17 protein-coding genes are annotated in these 18,252 nt (G+C 52.9%); 10 read left to right on the top strand and 7 right to left on the bottom strand.

Annotated elements, in window-relative coordinates; genetic code table 11:
* Window positions 1-31: 31 nt before the first annotated feature.
* Entirely contained in the window at window positions 32-1,549 is a 1,518-nt protein-coding gene (caiT, locus tag G8S19_RS18800; RefSeq protein ID WP_253685689.1) for an L-carnitine/gamma-butyrobetaine antiporter, read from the bottom strand.
* 480 nt (window positions 1,550-2,029) lie between these two features.
* Between caiT and G8S19_RS18795 the strand changes: the two genes are divergently transcribed.
* From G8S19_RS18795 to folA, 9 genes are all read left to right on the top strand, one after another.
* Window positions 2,030-2,800: an electron transfer flavoprotein FixA gene (locus tag G8S19_RS18795; protein WP_253685687.1), complete on the top strand. Its 771-nt coding sequence runs from the start codon at window positions 2,030-2,032 to the stop codon at window positions 2,798-2,800.
* A 15-nt stretch (window positions 2,801-2,815) separates the two neighbouring features.
* Entirely contained in the window at window positions 2,816-3,757 is a 942-nt protein-coding gene (locus G8S19_RS18790) for an electron transfer flavoprotein subunit alpha/FixB family protein (protein WP_124021832.1), read from the top strand.
* 48 nt (window positions 3,758-3,805) lie between these two features.
* Window positions 3,806-5,092, top strand: a complete 1,287-nt coding sequence (locus G8S19_RS18785) for an FAD-dependent oxidoreductase (protein WP_103768428.1) — start codon at window positions 3,806-3,808, stop codon at window positions 5,090-5,092.
* Window positions 5,089-5,376, top strand: coding sequence for a ferredoxin-like protein FixX (fixX, locus tag G8S19_RS18780; protein ID WP_000203736.1), 288 nt, complete (start codon window positions 5,089-5,091; stop codon window positions 5,374-5,376). The genes G8S19_RS18785 and fixX overlap by 4 nt, the downstream gene beginning before the upstream one ends.
* Window positions 5,377-5,523: 147 nt before the next feature.
* Complete coding sequence (locus tag G8S19_RS18775; RefSeq protein WP_003845694.1) at window positions 5,524-6,867, top strand: MFS transporter; 1,344 nt, start codon at window positions 5,524-5,526, stop codon at window positions 6,865-6,867.
* Window positions 6,868-6,958: 91 nt separating this feature from the next.
* A complete protein-coding gene (locus G8S19_RS18770; RefSeq protein WP_003018880.1) occupies window positions 6,959-7,192 on the top strand; it encodes a YgdI/YgdR family lipoprotein in 234 nt (77 codons plus the stop codon).
* 103 nt (window positions 7,193-7,295) lie between these two features.
* A complete protein-coding gene (gene kefF / locus G8S19_RS18765) occupies window positions 7,296-7,826 on the top strand; it encodes a glutathione-regulated potassium-efflux system oxidoreductase KefF (protein WP_253685685.1) in 531 nt (176 codons plus the stop codon).
* Window positions 7,819-9,681 carry a glutathione-regulated potassium-efflux system protein KefC gene (gene kefC / locus G8S19_RS18760; protein WP_253685683.1) on the top strand — a complete coding sequence of 621 codons (1,863 nt, stop codon included), beginning with the start codon at window positions 7,819-7,821 and terminating at the stop codon, window positions 9,679-9,681. The genes kefF and kefC overlap by 8 nt, the downstream gene beginning before the upstream one ends.
* Before the next feature lie 198 nt (window positions 9,682-9,879).
* On the top strand, window positions 9,880-10,359 hold the full coding sequence (folA, locus tag G8S19_RS18755; RefSeq protein ID WP_003018873.1) for a type 3 dihydrofolate reductase: 480 nt from the start codon (window positions 9,880-9,882) through the stop codon (window positions 10,357-10,359).
* Between the two features lie 69 nt (window positions 10,360-10,428).
* Here the strand turns inward: folA and apaH are convergent, their stop codons facing one another.
* Genes apaH through lptD form a run of 6 tightly spaced genes read right to left on the bottom strand, consistent with a single transcriptional unit; the run spans window position 10,429 to window position 17,175 of the window.
* Window positions 10,429-11,277 carry a bis(5'-nucleosyl)-tetraphosphatase (symmetrical) ApaH gene (gene apaH, locus G8S19_RS18750; protein WP_199970139.1) on the bottom strand — a complete coding sequence of 283 codons (849 nt, stop codon included), beginning with the start codon at window positions 11,275-11,277 and terminating at the stop codon, window positions 10,429-10,431.
* A 10-nt stretch (window positions 11,278-11,287) separates the two neighbouring features.
* A complete protein-coding gene (gene apaG / locus G8S19_RS18745; protein WP_003018867.1) occupies window positions 11,288-11,665 on the bottom strand; it encodes a Co2+/Mg2+ efflux protein ApaG in 378 nt (125 codons plus the stop codon).
* Window positions 11,666-11,667: 2 nt separating this feature from the next.
* Window positions 11,668-12,489 (bottom strand): 16S rRNA (adenine(1518)-N(6)/adenine(1519)-N(6))-dimethyltransferase RsmA, encoded by an 822-nt coding sequence (rsmA, locus tag G8S19_RS18740; protein ID WP_003018865.1) that lies wholly within the window; start codon window positions 12,487-12,489, stop codon window positions 11,668-11,670.
* A complete protein-coding gene (pdxA, locus tag G8S19_RS18735; RefSeq protein WP_121584186.1) occupies window positions 12,482-13,474 on the bottom strand; it encodes a 4-hydroxythreonine-4-phosphate dehydrogenase PdxA in 993 nt (330 codons plus the stop codon). Before pdxA ends, rsmA begins: the two co-directional genes overlap by 8 nt.
* Entirely contained in the window at window positions 13,474-14,760 is a 1,287-nt protein-coding gene (gene surA, locus G8S19_RS18730) for a peptidylprolyl isomerase SurA (protein ID WP_253685681.1), read from the bottom strand. The genes pdxA and surA overlap by 1 nt, the downstream gene beginning before the upstream one ends.
* Before the next feature lie 54 nt (window positions 14,761-14,814).
* Window positions 14,815-17,175, bottom strand: a complete 2,361-nt coding sequence (lptD, locus tag G8S19_RS18725; RefSeq protein WP_253685679.1) for an LPS assembly protein LptD — start codon at window positions 17,173-17,175, stop codon at window positions 14,815-14,817.
* A gap of 255 nt (window positions 17,176-17,430) precedes the next feature.
* On the opposite strand from lptD, the gene djlA reads away from it, so the two are divergent.
* Window positions 17,431-18,246, top strand: coding sequence for a co-chaperone DjlA (gene djlA / locus G8S19_RS18720; protein ID WP_003845702.1), 816 nt, complete (start codon window positions 17,431-17,433; stop codon window positions 18,244-18,246).
* Window positions 18,247-18,252 lie beyond the last annotated feature (6 nt).

Raw genomic sequence — 18,252 nt, 5'->3', positions numbered from 1 at the left:
TCAGCCTCTTGATCAATTGGGTTAATGAGAATTACTTGTCTTTCCAGTGCACTTTGGCGTCTTTAATAAAGGACAGCGTCACCATGATGTTGACGAAGAACAACGGGCATCCTCCGGCGATAATCGCGGTCTGTATCGGCTTCAGCCCGCCCAGCGCCAGCAGAACGATACCGATGATGCCGACCAGCACGGACCAGCCAATACGCACTAACAGCGGCGGTTCTTCACCATCGCGAACTTCGCGACAGGTGGACATCGCCAGGGGGTAAGAGCAGGCGTTAATCAGCGTGACGGTGGCAATAAAGCAAAGGATGAAGAAGCCCCACATGGTGGCGGTGCTGAATGGCAAGGCGGCCCAGGTTTCGATAATGGCGCGCGCCACGCCGTGCTGTTCAATCAGTTGCGGGATGTTGAGAATGTTTTTATCCATCAGCAGCAGGGTATTGCTGCCAAGGACGGTCCACAGGATCCAGGTGGAAGCGGTCAGGCCCAGCACCATCCCGAAGCACAGTTCACGTACGGTACGACCACGAGAAATACGCGCCAGGAAGATGCTCATCTGGATGGCGTAAATGACCCACCACGCCCAGTAGAAGACGGTCCAGCCCTGCGGGAAGCCGCCTTTGCCGATGGCATCGGTATAGAACAGCATGCGCGGCAGATACATCAGCAGCATGCCGACGGAGTCGGTGAAGTAGTTCATGATGAAGCTGGCGCCGCTGACGATAAACACCCAGCCCAGCATCAGGAAGCTCAGGTAGCTACGCACGTCGCTGGCGATCCTGACCCCTTTTTGCAGGCCGCAGGCCACGCAAATGGCGTTCAGAATGATCCAGCAGGTAATGATGATGGCATCTAATTGCAGCGTATGCGGAATACCGAACAGCCATTGCATACACTCGGTTACCAGCGGCGTCGCCAGACCGAGGCTGGTACCCATCGCAAAAATCAGCGCCACCAGGTAGAAGTTATCCACGATGGTGCCGAACAGCCCTTTCGCATGCTTTTCGCCTACTAACGGTACCAGCGTGGAGCTGGGACGGATGACGTCCATCTTGCGCACAAAGAAGAAGTAGGCGAAGGCCACGGAAAGGAAGCTGTAGGTTGCCCACGGCAACGGTCCCCAGTGGAACAGGCTGTACGCCAGACCGATCTCTTTCGCACCCGTGGAATTGGGCTCCAAAGCGAACGGCGGGGTAGAGATATAGTAGTAGATCTCGATGGAACCCCAGAACAGCACCGCGGCGGATGTACAGGAGGCGAACATCATAAAAATCCAGCTGGCGGTACTAAACTCGGGTTTTTCGTCGCCTAATTTCTTTTTGGCATACGGGCCAAAGACTAACCAGAACCATCCGAAGAGCATGACGACCATATACCATTCGAATGCCCAACCCCAGACGTTGGTGACATAACTGAATACCGCATTAATAACGACGTTAGCGGCATCAAGATCTCTTACTGTTAGCCAACAAAGTATCCCAACAATTATTAATGGCGGAAAAAAAACCTTCGGTTCAATTCCCGATTTTCTCTTTTCATTTTTCATAAGTGAATTCCAGTGTGAAAACGAAATTTATTTAGCGTGCCCGTATGTGATCGTTTGTTTATTTATTATTAATGATTTGTTGATGACTTTTTAACCTCTGGGGCGCCTCAGTGAGTAACTCATAATGGGTATTCATTTCCGGCTGTTCTGTTATCTGTGTCACACTTTTTTATGCTGGTTATTTTGTCTGGAAATCTAGATAATTTCTTTATTAATCATGATATTGACATTGGTTTTTTAACTTTTTTAAGTGACTGGCGTTCAATATTGTTGAACCAGCAGACAATATTGAAAATTTTCATATTTGACGTGATTCTTTCAATATTGGTGAGGCATGTAACACTATTGAAAGTTACGAATTTCAATGTGTGACATTTTCAATATTGGTGATTAAGGTTTTATTTCCGAATTAAAGAGCGTGATATCTGTATTTAACACCGCCGATATAAATACGTTTCCTTCATGATTTCTGGAGATGCAATGAAGATAATTACTTGCTACAAATGCGTACCTGATGAGCAGGATATTGCGATTAATAATGCTGATGGAACACTCGATTTCAGCAAAGCAGATGGCAAAATCAGCCAATATGATCTGAATGCGATCGAGGCAGCTTGCCAGTTAAAACAGCAGGTGGGAGAGGCTCAGGTTGTGGCCATGAGCGTCGGAGGCAAAGCGCTGACCAATGCAAAAGGGCGCAAAGATGTGCTTTCCCGTGGCCCTGATGAACTGATTGCTGTCATTGACGATCAATTTGAACAGGCGCTGCCGCAACAAACTGCCACTGCGCTGGCTGCCGCCGTGCAAAAATCCGGTTTTGATCTGCTTATTTGCGGCGACGGTTCTTCCGATCTTTATGCTCAGCAGGTTGGTCTGCTGGTGGGCGAAATGCTGGACGTGCCGGCGATAAACGGCGTGAGCAAAATCCTCTCTCTTACCGACAGCACTCTGACGGTAGAGCGTGAACTGGAAGATGAAGTTGAAACCCTGAGTATCCCGCTTCCGGCGGTTGTCGCGGTCTCTACTGACATCAACACCCCTCAAATCCCTTCCATGAAAGCCATTCTTGGCGCGGCGAAAAAACCGGTTCAGGTTTGGTCGACTACAGACATTGGGCTGAACAGCGTGCAGGCGTATTCCGCACAGCATGTTGCTGCACCGAAACAGCGCGAGCGTCAGCGCGTTGTAATTGAAGGTGACGGTGAAGAACAGATTGCCGCGTTTGTCGAGAATCTTCGCAAAATCATTTAATTATCAGGGGATGTTATGAACAAATTTTCCAGTATCTGGGTATTCAGTGATACCCCTTCTCGTCTGCCGGAACTGATGAAAGGTGCGCAGGCTTTAGGCGAAAAAGTTAACACGTTTGTGCTCAGCGATGCGGACAGCGCAACGGCATGTCATTTAGGCGCGGATCATGTCTGGCTGCTCAGCGGCAAACCAGAAGACCGTATGGTTGAAGACTACGCCGATGCGATGGCCGAAATCATTCGTCAGCACAGCGAGGGCGGCGCGGTGCTGCTGCCGAATACACGTCGGGGCAAGCTGTTAGCGGCAAAGCTGGGCTTTCGCTTGTCGGCTGCAGTCTCAAATGACGCCAGCGCAGTCGCGGTGCAGGATGGAAAAGCGGCGGTCAAACATATGGTTTACGGCGGTCTGGCGATGGGAGCAGAAACAATCGCTTCACCGTTTGCCGTGATCACTCTCAGTAGCGGAACGTTTGACGCGCAGCAACCGGATACCGCTCGCAGCGGCGAGGTGCACACCATCCAGTGGCAGGCTCCGGCCTTTGTCGTGACCCGTACGGCAACTCAGGAGCGTCAGAGCAACAGCGTCGATCTCGACAAAGCCCGTCTGGTGGTCAGCGTGGGACGCGGTATTGGTAGCAAAGAAAATATCTCGCTTGCCGAAGCGCTGTGCCAGACGATTGGCGCTGAGTTGGCCTGTTCCCGTCCGGTGGCGGAAAACGAGAAGTGGATGGAGCATGAACGCTACGTCGGCATCTCCAACCTGATGCTTAAGCCTGAACTGTATCTGGCCGTGGGGATCTCAGGGCAGATCCAACATATGGTCGGCGCCAACGGCGCACAGACGATTTTCGCCATCAACAAAGACAAAAATGCGCCGATTTTCCAATATGCAGATTATGGGATTGTTGGCGATGCGCTGAAGATCCTGCCTGCGCTGACGGCTGCCTTAGCGCGTTAAACCATTCGGGCAGGATGCGAAGGTATCCTGCCGCTGACAGGAGTACGTATGTCCGAAGATATCTTTGATGCCATCATCGTGGGTGCAGGTCTGGCTGGTTCGGTTGCAGCGCTGGTGCTGGCTCGGGAAGGTGCACAGGTGCTGGTTATCGAGCGCGGCAATTCTGCTGGCGCGAAGAATGTCACCGGTGGGCGCATGTATGCGCATAGCCTGGAGCGCATTATTCCCGGTTTTGCTGAGCAGGCTCCCATTGAACGCATAATCACCCACGAAAAGCTCGCCTTTATGACCGACAAAGGGGCGATGACCATCGACTATTGCAATGGTGAAGAGGCCGCATCGTCGCAGGTTTCTTATTCCGTCTTACGTAGCAAATTTGACGCCTGGCTGATGGAGCAGGCCGAAGAGGCGGGCGCTCAGCTTATCACCGGTATTCGCGTGGATAACGTTGTGCAGCGCGAGGGTAAAGTCGTGGGCGTGGAAGCAGACGGCGATATTCTGGAAGCCAAAGTGGTGATCCTCGCCGACGGGGTGAATTCTCTGCTGGCTGAAAAGCTGGGTATGGCAAAGCGCGTGGAGGCATCGCATGTTGCCGTCGGCGTAAAAGAGCTGATCGAACTGCCAAAATCGGTAATTGAAGATCGTTTCCAGTTACAGGGGAACGAAGGTGCAGCCTGCCTGTTTGCCGGATCGCCAACCGATGGATTGATGGGCGGTGGTTTTCTCTATACGAATGAAACAACCCTTTCTCTGGGACTGGTCTGCGGTCTTCATCATCTGAAAGACGCTAAAAAATCGGTCCCGCAAATGCTGGAAGATTTCAAACAGCATCCGGCGGTTGCCCCGCTGATCGCCGGTGGCAAGCTGGTGGAATATGCCGCGCACGTTGTACCGGAAGCCGGTATCAACATGCAGCCCGAACTGGTGGGTGACGGCGTACTGATTGCCGGTGACGCTGCCGGAATGTGTATGAACCTCGGCTTTACCATTCGCGGTATGGATCTCGCCATTTCCGCAGGCGAAGCGGCGGCGAAAACGGTGCTTTCAGCGATGAAGCGTGACGACTTTAGCAAGCAGTCGCTGGGTGAATACCGTCAGCATCTGGACGATGGCCCGATGCGCGATATGCGTATGTACCAGAAGCTGCCTGCTTTTCTTGATAACCCGCGCATGTTTACCGCTTATCCCGAAATGGCGGTCAGTATCGCACGCGACCTGTTCACCGTAGATGGTTCCGCCCCAGTGCCAATGCGTAAAAAAATCCTGCGCCATGCGAAGAAAGTGGGCTTCATCAACCTGATGAAAGATGGCCTGAAAGGAGTGACCGTATTATGACATCTCCCGTCAATGTGGACGTCAAACTGGGCGTCAATAAGTTCAATGTCGATGAAGACAGCCCGCATATCATTCTCAAAACCGATCCTGATAAACAGGCGCTGGAAGTGCTGATTAAGGCCTGTCCAGCAGGGCTGTATAAAAAGCAGGACGACGGCAGCGTACGGTTTGATTACGCCGGATGCCTGGAGTGCGGAACGTGCCGCATTCTCGGGCTCGATACAGCGCTGGAAAAGTGGGAATACCCGCGTGGGACATTTGGCGTGGAGTTTCGCTACGGTTAATAAGTACGAGGTTGTGCACCCGTAGGCCGGATAAGACGCGCTAGCGTCGCCATCCGGCAATCATGTGACGCCAGTGCCGGATGGGGGCGTAAACGCCTTATCCGGCCTATAGATGACGCTTTGCCCGTGTTGAAACAGGAAGTCGCTATGCAGCAGCCCAGGAACTTTGATGACATCAAATTTACCTCTATTCACCGCCGGATAATGCTGTGGGGAAGTGGTGGGCCATTTCTGGATGGTTATGTGCTGGTGATGATTGGCGTAGCGCTGGAACAGCTCACGCCAGCATTGAAACTGGACGCACAGTGGATTGGTCTGCTGGGCGCCGGCACGCTCGCCGGTCTGTTTGTGGGGACGTCGCTGTTTGGCTACATTTCCGATAAGGTCGGGCGGCGCAAAATGTTCATCATCGATATTATCGCCATTGGCGTGATATCGGCAGCAACCATGTTTGTTTCCTCGCCCGTTGAGCTGTTGGTGATGCGCGTGCTGATCGGCATTGTGATTGGTGCCGATTATCCGATTGCTACCTCGATGATTACCGAGTTCTCCAATACCCGCCAGCGCGCTTTCTCCATCGGTTTTATCGCCGCGATGTGGTATGTCGGCGCCACCTGTGCCGATCTGGTCGGTTACTGGCTTTATGATGTTGAGGGAGGATGGCGCTGGATGCTGGGCAGCGCGGTGATCCCCTGTATTTTGATCCTGATTGGGCGCTTCGATCTTCCTGAATCGCCGCGCTGGCTGCTGCGTAAAGGTCGGGTGAAAGAGTGTGAAGCGATGATGATCAAACTGTTCGGCGAACCGGTGGTGTTCGACGAAGAGGCGCCGCAGGAGACGCGTTTCCTTCAGTTGTTTAATCGCCGACACTTCCCGTTTGTCCTGTTTGTTGCCGCCATCTGGACCTGTCAGGTGATCCCGATGTTCGCCATTTATACCTTTGGTCCGCAGATTGTTGGACTATTGGGGCTTGGTGCCGGGAAAAGCGCCGCGTTGGGCAATGTGGTAATCAGCCTGTGCTTTATGCTGGGATGCATTCCGCCCATGTTCTGGCTCAATAGCGCGGGCCGCCGACCGCTGTTGATTGGCAGTTTTATTATGATGACGCTGGCGCTGGCTGTACTGGGGTTAATTCCTGATATGGGGGCGTGGCTGGTGGTGCTGGCGTTTGCCGTGTACGCGTTTTTCTCGGGGGGACCGGGAAACCTGCAGTGGCTATACCCAAACGAACTGTTCCCTACCGACATTCGCGCGTCTGCCGTCGGGGTGATTATGTCCTTAAGCCGCATCGGCACTATTGTTTCAACCTGGGCGCTGCCGGTATTCATCACCAAATACGGTATCAGCAATGTCATGCTGATGGGCGCAGGAATTTCGCTGATTGGCCTGCTTGTGTCCATCGCTTTCGCCCCAGAAACGCGAGGTCTGACGCTGGCGCAAACCAGTCAAATGACGATTCGCAGTAAGCCCGTGACCAGGGCGGGCTATTAGGAGTGTTCTGTATTTTCCCTGCAACTCAGTTAGTTAGCCTACAGTTAACTGGGTATATCACTGAAAACAACTGAAAAGCAGGGAGAACACCATGCAAAAACATATCCTGATCACCTCAATTTTTACCGCAGCAGCACTGTTTACCGTGGCCGGTTGTTCCTCAAACCAGGCGGTTAAAACCACCGATGGCAAAACAATCGTCACTGACGGCAAACCGCAGGTTGATGATGATACTGGTCTGGTGTCGTACAAAAATGCCCAGACGGGTAAGACGGAACAGATTAACCGCGATCAGGTTAAGGATATGAGCGAACTGGATAACTAGTTCAGTTTTCTCCATTCAGCCACTCAATAATATTGACTGTTAGCCTGTGGATTAAGTGACTAAACTCACTGTTATTACAATAATGCAGTGATACAGGCTAATCATGATTCTCATCATTTATGCGCATCCCTATCCGCAGCACTCGCATGCGAATAAGCGGATGCTTGAACAGGCAAGGACGCTGGAGGGCGTGGAGATCCGCTCGCTCTACCAGCTCTACCCCGACTTCAATATCGATATTGCCGCTGAACAGGATGCGCTGGCGCGCGCTGATTTGATCATCTGGCAGCATCCGATGCAGTGGTACAGCACACCTCCGTTACTCAAGCTGTGGATGGATAAGGTCCTCGCACACGGTTGGGCATACGGTCACGGCGGTACTGCGCTGCACGGTAAACAACTGCTGTGGGCGGTGACGACCGGCGGCGGTGAAAACCACTTCGATATTGGCTCCTATCCCGGATTTGATGTGCTTTCCCAGCCTTTACAGGCGACAGCGCTCTATTGCGGCCTCAAATGGCTGCCACCGTTTGCGATGCACTGTACGTTTATCTGTGATGATGAAACGCTGCAAGCGCAGGCGCGTCACTACAAACAGCGTCTGATGGAATGGCAGGAGGCACACCATGGATAGCCATACGCTGATACAGGCGCTGATTTATCTCGGATCGGCGGCGCTGATTGTGCCCATCGCCGTACGGCTGGGATTAGGGTCGGTACTGGGGTATCTCATCGCCGGGTGCATTATCGGTCCGTGGGGTTTGAGGCTGGTGACGGACGCCGAATCTATCCTGCATTTTGCGGAGATCGGTGTGGTGCTGATGCTGTTTGTCATCGGTCTGGAGCTGGATCCGCAACGTTTGTGGAAATTGCGGGCATCGGTGTTCGGCGGCGGTGCGCTACAGATGGTGGTTTGTGGCGGCTTAATTGGTTTGTTCTGTATGTTCCTTGGCCTGCGCTGGCAGGTAGCGGAACTGATCGGCATGACGCTGGCGCTTTCCTCAACGGCCATCGCTATGCAGGCAATGAATGAACGCAACCTGATGGTTTCGCAAATGGGCCGCAGCGCGTTTGCCGTGCTGCTGTTCCAGGATATCGCCGCTATTCCATTGGTGGCGATGATCCCGTTACTGGCGGCGAGCGGTGCATCGACTACGCTTGGGGCGTTTGCATTGTCTGCCCTGAAGGTAGCGGGCGCACTGGTATTGGTGGTGGTGTTAGGGCGTTATGTCACCCGTCCTGCCTTACGTTTTGTTGCGCGCTCGGGCCTGCGGGAAGTGTTCAGCGCCGTCGCGCTGTTTCTCGTTTTCGGTTTTGGTCTGCTCCTGGAAGAGGTTGGCCTGTCGATGGCGATGGGGGCCTTCCTGGCCGGGGTGCTGCTGGCGAGCTCTGAGTATCGCCACGCGCTGGAAAGTGATATTGAGCCGTTTAAAGGGCTGCTGCTGGGGCTGTTCTTCATCGGCGTGGGGATGTCTATCGACTTCGGTACGCTGATTGATAATCCCTTGCGCATTATCATTTTGCTGGTCGGTTTCCTGGTGATTAAAACCGTCATGCTGTGGCTGATAGCGAAACCCTTACAGGTGCCGAACAAGCAGCGTCGCTGGTTTGCCGTATTACTTGGGCAGGGCAGTGAGTTTGCGTTCGTGGTATTTGGCGCGGCGCAAATGGCGAACGTGCTTGACCCTGACTGGGCGAAATCGCTGACGCTGGCGGTCGCGCTGTCGATGGCGGCGACGCCGATTTTACTGGTGATTCTTACGCGTCTGGAAAAATCGGCGACCGGTGAAGCGCGGGAAGCGGATGAAATCGATGAGGAGCAACCGCGGGTGATCATCGCTGGATTTGGGCGATTTGGCCAGATAACCGGTCGTCTGTTGTTGTCGAGCGGGGTCAAAATGGTGGTTCTTGATCATGACCCGGACCATATCGAAACGCTGCGTAAATTCGGGATGAAGGTTTTCTATGGCGATGCGACCCGGATGGATCTGCTGGAGTCAGCCGGAGCAGCCAAAGCGGAAGTGATCATTAATGCCATTGACGATCCGCAAACCAGCCTGCAACTGACCGAAATGGTGAAAGAACATTTCCCGCATCTACAAATTATTGCCCGTGCGCGCGACGTGGATCATTACATCCGTCTACGCCAGGCAGGCGTGGATATGCCGGAACGCGAAACCTTTGAAGGTGCACTGAAGACCGGACGTCTGGCGCTGGAAGGTCTCGGGCTTGGGCGCTATGAAGCGCGTGAGCGGGCTGATGTCTTCCGGCGCTTCAATATATTGATGGTTGAGGAGATGGTGAAAGGTGAAGATGACGCGATTTCGCGTGCGGCCGTTTATAAGCGCACCAGCGCAATGCTGAGTGAAATTATTGCCGAAGATCGTCAACATTTATCGTTGATTCAACGCCATGGCTGGCAAGGCACGGATGAAGGTAAACATACGGGCGACGTCGCCGATGAGCCGGAAGTGAAACCGTCAGCATAGGGTAAAAAATGTGATGTTCTGCAAACTTTACTGCTAATTGGCTGTTTTTGAACTACTGTAATGCTGGCGTACCACCTTAAATAGGTCGGTTCGCCAGCAGAACGGAAAATTTTCCTGTTCATCCTCTTTCCGCCAGTCGACGAAAGATTGCGCTTTCCGTATAGTGGCGACAATTTTTTTGTATCCGGGAAATATTCAATGATCAGTCTGATTGCGGCGTTAGCGGTAGATCGCGTCATCGGTATGGAGAACGCCATGCCGTGGAACCTCCCTGCCGATCTCGCCTGGTTTAAACGTAATACCTTAAACAAGCCGGTTGTCATGGGACGCCACACCTGGGAATCCATCGGGCGACCGTTACCTGGGCGTAAAAATATCGTCATCAGCAGCAAACCCGGCACCGACGATCGCGTGCAGTGGGTGAAGTCTGTTGATGAAGCCATTGCGGCCTGCGGTGATGAACCAGAGATTATGGTGATTGGCGGTGGGCGCGTGTATGAGCAGTTCCTGCCAAAAGCGCAGAAGCTGTATCTGACGCACATTGATGCTGAAGTCGAAGGGGATACGCATTTCCCGGACTACGAACCGGATGACTGGGAGTCTGTTTTCAGTGAGTTCCATGATGCCGACGCGCAAAACTCTCACAGCTACTGCTTCGAGATTCTGGAGCGTCGTTAATCCTGTAAGTGCCGGATGGCACATTCGTAGGCCGGATAAGGTGCGAGCACCGCATCCGGCAGACGACTATCAGGCGTTGACCGCCTCGCCGGGATCCCTATTCAGATGGCGATTTGATGGCTGCACAAAGTAGCGTTTGTCTTCCCAGCGCAGACAGGTGAGATCGCCTCCCCAGCAACACCCCGTATCCAGCGCATAAATTCCTTCTGGCGTGCCTTTGCCCTCCAGCGATGCCCAGTGCCCGAATGCAATGCTGTACGCGTCACTGACGGGGCCAGGAATGGCAAACCACGGCTTCAGCGGGGCAGGTGCGTCTTCTGGTGACTCTTTGCTGTACATATCCAGTTGACCGTTGGGGAAGCAGTAACGCATGCGGGTGAACGCGTTGGTAATAAAACGCAGGCGCGCCAGCCCGGTCAGCTCCGGGGTCCAGTTGTTTGGCATGTCGCCGTACATCGCATCAAGGAAGAAGGGATATGAGTCGCTCGACAGCACGGCTTCTACGTCCCGTGCGCAGTCTTTCGCGGTCTGCAAATCCCATTGAGGGGTAATGCCAGCGTGCGCCATGACCAGTTTTTTCTCTTCGTCTACCTGCAGCAGCGGCTGACGACGAAGCCAGTTGATTAATTCGTCAGCATCCGGCGCTTCGAGCAGCGATGTGACCCTGTCTTTAGGTTTATTACGACTGATGCCGGCAAACACGGCCAGCAGGTGTAAATCGTGATTACCCAATACCAGGCGCACGCTGTCGCCCAGCGATTTCACATAGCGCAAAACGTCCAGCGAACCCGGCCCACGAGCGACCAGATCGCCGGTGAGCCATAGGGTGTCTTTTTTGGAATTAAAGTCTACCTGATGCAGCAAGGCTACCAGTTCATCGTAACAACCGTGAACGTCGCCGATAAGGTATGTCGCCATAGTTATTGTTTTAATGAATGAGTGTTGGAACGGCGAGTCGGAATACGGGAATGTCGATGGTAAAGGCGATGCCCTGCTCATCGATCATTTCGTAATGACCCTGCATGGTGCCCAGTGGCGTTTCAATAACGGCGCCGCTGGTGTACTGGTACTCTTCGCCAGGTTCGATATGGGGCTGAACGCCAACCACACCTTCACCCTGAACTTCGGTTTCGCGCCCATGACCATTGGTTATCAACCAATAACGCCCCAACAGCTGCACTGGCGCTCGCCCCAAATTGCGGATAGTCACGGTATAAGCAAAAACGTAACGTTCATCATCAGGTGAGGATTGCGCCTCAATGTAGACGCTTTGTACCTGAATGCACACTCGGGGCGAATTGATCATGTTTAACTCTCCTTCGATGGCGCGTTTTCTGACAGATAGTTAGCCATCCGGCAGTATTGCGCGACAGAGATATTTTCCGCTCGCATCGCCGGATCAACGCCCAGCTCTGTCAGTACTTCAACGCTAAATAGGTTGCCGAGACTGTTACGTACCGTTTTACGGCGCTGATTAAACGCTTCGGTGGTAATACGGCTCAGCACACGAACATCTTTAACCGGGTACGGCATCGTCGCGTGAGGGACCAGACGCACAACAGCTGAATCAACTTTAGGCGCAGGCGTAAATGCAGATGGCGGCACTTCAAGTACCGGGATCACATTGCAGTAATACTGCGCCATTACGCTTAATCGACCATACGCTTTACTGTTTGGCCCTGCAACCAGACGATTGACCACCTCTTTTTGCAACATGAAATGCATGTCGGCAATGGCATCAGTATAGGAAAAAAGATGGAACATGAGTGGCGTGGAGATGTTGTACGGCAGGTTGCCGAATACGCGCAGCGGCTGACCCATCGTTTGTGCCAGTTCGCCGAAGTTCATGGTCATGGCATCTTGCTGATAAATCGTCAGCTTAGGCCCTAAAAACGGGTGTGTCTGTAAGCGTGCTGCCAGATCGCGGTCCAGTTCAATGACCGTGAGCTTGTCCAGACGTTCGCCTACTGGTTCGGTCAATGCCGCCAGGCCTGGGCCGATTTCGACCATAGCCTGACCTTTCTGCGGGTTGATAGCAGAGACAATACTTTCGATCACAAACTGATCGTTGAGGAAGTTCTGCCCGAAACGTTTACGGGCTAAATGGCCCTGATGGACTCGATTATTCATTGGTATTAACAATCATTTTGATGGCGAGATTAAGCGCCGTAATAAAACTGCCGACATCTGCTTGTCCACGGCCCGCGAGTTCAAGTGCGGTGCCGTGATCGACGGATGTGCGAATAAAGGGCAGGCCCAGCGTGATATTCACACCGCGACCAAATCCCTGGTATTTTAGCACGGGGAGACCCTGATCGTGGTACATTGCCAGCACGGCATCCGCGTGGTCGAGATATTTGGGCTGAAAAAGCGTATCTGCGGGCAGCGGGCCGTTTAATTTCATCCCCTGCGCACGCAGTTCATCCAGTACCGGGATGATGGTGTCTATCTCTTCCGTTCCCATATGACCGCCTTCACCGGCATGCGGGTTAAGGCCGCACACCAGAATACGCGGATCGTTCAGGCCAAACTTAGTGCGTAGATCATGATGCAGAATACCGATCACTTCTCGCAATAATGCCGGGGTAATGGCTTCAGCAACGGCTTTAAGCGGCAGATGTGTGGTCGCCAGGGCAACACGCAGCTCTTCGGTTGCCAGCATCATGACAACCTTCTTCGCCTGTGAACGCTCTTCAAAAAACTCGGTATGCCCGGTAAACGGGACGCCAGCGTCGTTGATGACGCCCTTGTGAACCGGACCGGTAATCAGCGCCGCAAACTCACCTTGCAGACAACCATCGCAGGCGCGAGCCAGCGTGTCGACTACATATTGCCCATTCTCTACCGCCAGTTGGCCCGCGACGACAGGCGCGCGCAACGCAACCGGCAATAGCGTCAGCGTACCCGCTGATTGTGGTTGGGCTGGGATATCTGGAGAGTAGGGAAGGAGCGAGAGCGGTAAACCGAGCATGGCTGCCCGGTCACGGAGTAGCGTGGCATCAGCACAAACAACGAGTTCTACCGGCCACTCGCGCTGTGCAAGCTGGATCACAAGGTCCGGACCAATCCCGGCAGGTTCGCCGGGAGTGATCACAACACGTTGAATTTGAGTCATTAGTTGCTCAGAATTTTAACGTACGCACTGGCGCGCTGTTCCTGCATCCAGGTCGCTGCTTCTTCCGAGAATTTACGATTCATCAGCATGCGATAAGCTCTGTCTTTCTGTGCCGCGTCAGTTTTATCAACATTACGCGTATCCAGCAGCTCGATAAGATGCCAGCCGAATGAGGAGTGCACCGGGGTGCTCATCTGGCCTTTATGAAGTTTAGTCAGCGCATCGCGGAAAGCCGGATCGAAAATATCGGCTGCAGCCCAACCCAGGTCACCGCCCTGGTTGGCAGACCCCGGATCCTGAGAAAACTCTTTAGCCGCTGCCGCAAAGGTGGTTTTACCGCTCTTAATATCAGCTGCGATTTGTTCCAGTTTCAGACGCGCCTGTTGATCGGTCATGATCGGCGACGGTTTCAGCAGAATATGGCGGGCATGAACTTCAGTCACGGAGATGCTCTGGCTTTGACCACGCATGTCGTTGACTTTCAGGATATGGAAGCCGACACCAGAGCGAATTGGGCCAATGATATCGCCTTTTTTCGCGGTGCTTAACGCCTGGGCGAAGATGCCCGGCAGTTCCTGAATGCGTCCCCAACCCATCTGGCCGCCTTTCAGCGCCTGCTGGTCAGCGGAATAAGTAATAGCCAGTTTGCCAAAATCACTACCGTTACGCGCTTCATCAACAACAGAGCGCGCCTGGCTTTCAGCCGCGTTAACCTGGTCGGAAGTTGGGTTTTCCGGTAATGGGATCAGAATGTGGCTCAGGTTCAGTTCGGTGCTGGCATCGTTTTGGTTGCCTACCTGTTGCGCCAGGGCATCCACTTCCTGAGGCAGGATGGTGACGCGACGGCGAACTTCGTTGTTACGCACTTCAGAGATGGTCATCTCTTTGCGGATCTGGCTACGATAGGTCGAATAGCTTAAACCATCCTGTGCCAAACGACTGCGCATCTGATCCAGCGTCATGTTGTTCTGCTTGGCGATGTTGGCAATAGCCTGATCCAACTGCTCGTCAGAGATTTTAACACCCATCTTCTGACCCATTTGCAGGAGGATTTGATCCATGATCAAACGTTCCAGGATCTGATGACGCAGCGTGGCGTCGTCCGGTAACTGCTGACCAGCCTGACCCGCATTAAGTTTTACTGACTGCATTAAGCCATCGACGTCGCTTTCGAGAACGACGCCGTTATTGACGACGGCTGCGACTTTATCGACTACCTGTGGGGCAGCGAAACTGGTATTCGCGACCATGGCGATACCGAGAAGCAGCGTTTTCCAGTTCTTCATACTTTTTCCATTATCAATTAACCGCAATGCGGATTACGTTGTAAATCAATCAGATCATAAAGAGCTTTGATACGGCAAAATGTTCGAACGCAGCATCTGGTTGGTGCCAAGACCATAGTTAGAGCTCAGGCCGCGCAGTTCGATATTAAAGCCGATCGAGTTGTCATATACCGCGTGTTTCTGGGTGTCATCCCAACCATTCAGCTTACGTTCATAGCCGACGCGAATGGCATAACAGCAGGAGTTGTACTGTAAGCCCAGCATGGAATCCGCCACTTTGTTCACATTGGTATCGAAGTAGTAAGCTCCGACGATTGACCAACGCTCAGCGATCGGCACGCTCGCCACTGCACCCACCTGAGAAATCCCGTTTTTATACTGATCTGCCGTAGAGTAATACGACGGCAGTGTTGCCTGGATATATTCCGGGCTGGCATAGCGGTAGTTCAACTGCAGCATGCGGTTTTCGTCGCGACGGTACTCGATGCTGCTGCTGCTGGTGGCGACACTGTCCAGACGCGTGTCGTACTGGATCCCACCGCGTAAACCCCAACGATCGGAGATGCGCCAGTAAGTATCACCTGCCCATACCAATGAACCGGTTTTGTCGTCATTCTCCCATTTTATGTTGTCATCGCCAGTGCGAGACTCGGTGAAATAGTAGATTTGACCCACAGAAATATTAAAACGTTCAACGGCCGCGTCATCATAAACGCGAGATGTGACGCCAGTCGTTACCTGGTTAGCGGAGGCAATACGGTCCAGACCGCCATAGGTACGGTCACGGAACAGGCCACTGTAGTCAGCTTGCAGCAGGGAAGAGTCATAGTTATAGATATGACTTTGGTTGCGATAAGGCACATACAAATACTGCGCACGCGGCTCCAGCGTCTGGGTATAGCCCGGCGCCAGCATTTCCATGTCACGTTCGAATACCAACTTACCGTCGACTTTGAACTGCGGCATGACGCGGTTAGCGGAGTCGTCGAGCTTATTTACGTTACCCTGATTGTTGTTGTACCAGTCCAGATTGGTCTGCTGGTAGTGCGTCGCCATCAGCTTCGCTTCAGTGTTGATACTTCCCCACTGATTGGATAGCGGCAGATTGATGGTCGGCTCAAGGTGAACACGCGTCGCTTCCGGCATGTCGTCATTGGTATTGACGAAATGCACCGCCTGTCCATAAATACGGGTATCAAATGGACCGACGTCATTCTGATAGAAGTTGACGTCTAACTGTGGCTGAGCGGAATAACTGCTGTTGTTCTGATCGTCAAAGACCTGGAACTGTTTAGTTGAGACCGTCGCATCAAAGTTTTGCACCGCATAGCCGACACTGAATTTCTGTGTCGCATAACCGTCGGTGCTGGAACCGTACTTATTGTCAAAATCATTAAAGTAGCTGGAGTCGCTGACTTTGGTGTAGTCGACGTTGAAACGCCACACCTGGTCCATCACACCGGCGTGTTGCCAGTAAAACAGCCAGCGGCGTGAATTATCATCATTCGGATGTTCGTCGTCGTAGACCCGGTCGGAATTCAGATAATCGAGTTCCATCAGACCTGCGCCCGCCTGGGTCAGGTAACGGAATTCGTTTTCCCACATAATGCCGCCACGGCGATGCATATAATGCGGCGTAATGGTGGCGTCCATGTTGGGCGCAATGTTCCAGTAATACGGCAGGTAGAACTCAAAATAGTTATTGGTGGAATATTTTGCGTTCGGGATCAGGAAACCGGAACGGCGCTTATCGCCGACGGGTAACTGTAAATAAGGACTGTAAAAGACCGGAACCGGACCCAGTTTAAAACGGGCGTTCCAGATCTCTGCGACCTGTTCTTCACGGTCGTGGATCACTTCGCTACCGACGACGCTCCAGGTATCGGAACCCGGCAGACAAGAGGTAAAGCTACCGTTTTCCAGAATGGTATAACGGTTTTCGCCACGCTGTTTCATCAGATCGGCTTTCCCGCGTCCCTGACGGCCCACCATCTGGTAATCACCTTCCCAGATGTTGGTATCTTTGGTATTCAGATTCGACCAACCCTTCGGCCCCTTCAGAATAACCTGATTGTCATCATAATGGACGTTGCCCAGCGCATCGACGGTACGTATTGGCTCCGGCTGGCCTTCAGCCTGCTTCTGATGAAGCTGTACTTCGTCGGCCTGCAGGCGGCTGTTACCCTGTGCGATGTCCACGTTGCCGGTAAACACCGCGTCATCGGGATAATTCCCTTTAGCGTTGTCGGCATTGATGGTGACGGGTAATTCATTAGTCTCGCCCTGTACCAGAGGACGGTCATAGCTCGGCACGCCCAGCATACACTGTGAGGCGAGATCGGCTGCCAGGCCCTGATGGCTATAGAGGGCACTGGCAATCATGGTGGCCAGAAGAGTGGGAATACGTTTTTTCATACGTTGTATTTATTGTTCCATCATCAGTAGCGTCGCGCGTGACAAACGGTCACAGCCTAACTTATCTCATCTTCACTGCGCTAGTGTTAATCCTGCCCATTTAGGCATCCGTGGTGTTAGGCACGGCATTGAATGACAGGTATGATAATGCAAATTATAGGCGATGTCCCACAATTGACCGCAGCCGTAAATCGGTAAAAGCACCTTATATTGTGGGACATAGCCTGGCTGAGAGCATAAAGATTTGGGGAGTCTATGCAGTATTGGGGAAAGATAATTGGTGTAGCCGTGGCTTTAATGATGGGTGGCGGCTTCTGGGGTGTGGTTCTGGGGCTGTTAGTTGGCCACATGTTCGACAAAGCCCGCATGCGCAAAATGGCGTGGTTTGCCAACCAACGTGAACGCCAGGCGCTGTTTTTTGCCACCACTTTTGAGGTGATGGGACATCTGACCAAATCCAAAGGTCGCGTCACGGAAGCCGATATTCATATCGCCAGCCAGTTGATGGATCGGATGAATTTGCACGGTGACTCGCGAACGGCTGCACAACACGCCTTCCGGGTAGGAAAATCGGATAATTATCCATTACGTGAAAAGATGCGTCAGTTTCGCAGCGTCTGTTTTGGTCGATTCGATCTGATCCGCATGTTTCTGGAAATTCAAATCCAGGCGGCATTTGCCGATGGGTCGTTACATCCTAATGAGCGTGAAGTGCTGTATGTGATTGCTGAAGAGTTGGGGATCTCACGTACCCAATTTGATCAGTTCCTGCGCATGATGCAGGGCGGCGCACAGTTTGGCGGCGGATATCAGCAGCAGTCCGGTGGCGGTGGCTGGCAGCAGGCGCAACGCGGTCCGACGCTGGAAGACGCCTGTAATGTGCTGGGTGTGAAAACGACCGATGATGCGACTACCATAAAGCGCGCTTACCGTAAGCTGATGAGCGAGCACCATCCGGACAAACTGGTCGCGAAAGGTCTGCCGCCAGAGATGATGGAAATGGCGAAGCAAAAAGCGCAGGAAATCCAAAAGGCTTACGAGCTGATTAAGGAGCAAAAAGGATTCAAGTGATTGAAT

Source organism: Citrobacter sp. SX206, from assembly GCF_024181025.1.
Lineage (GTDB): Bacteria > Pseudomonadota > Gammaproteobacteria > Enterobacterales > Enterobacteriaceae > Citrobacter > Citrobacter youngae.
This window is presented reverse-complemented; position numbering and strand designations above follow the sequence as displayed.